Source organism: Limosilactobacillus avium (assembly GCF_947381485.1).
GTDB classification, from domain to species: domain Bacteria; phylum Bacillota; class Bacilli; order Lactobacillales; family Lactobacillaceae; genus Limosilactobacillus; species Limosilactobacillus avium.
In genome coordinates this window covers 1-224 of sequence record NZ_CANCWN010000124.1, presented here as the reverse complement: position 1 = coordinate 224, position 224 = coordinate 1, and the positions used below count along the sequence as shown (strand labels likewise).

The 224-nt window shown below is 36.6% G+C and carries 1 tRNA gene; it reads right to left on the bottom strand.

The features are described 5' to 3' along the window. Positions 1-3 precede the first annotated feature (3 nt). Positions 4-76 (bottom strand) — tRNA-Thr (locus tag QOS01_RS10555). Positions 77-224 lie beyond the last annotated feature (148 nt).

Sequence of the window (224 nt, the reverse complement as noted above, 5' to 3'; positions counted from 1 at the left end):
TAGTGCTGACTAGAGGATTCGAACCTCCGACCTCATCATTACTAATGACGTGCTCTGCCAACTGAGCTAAGTCAGCAAATAACCAACAGATAATAGTATAGCAGATCACGTTTAGAATTGGAAGCAAAAATTCGAATTAATTTTCCAACCTAAATTTCAAGAATAAGTTAGCCACTGGACTCAAATAAATAATACTGACCAATTGATTATTGGTTGATGGAGCT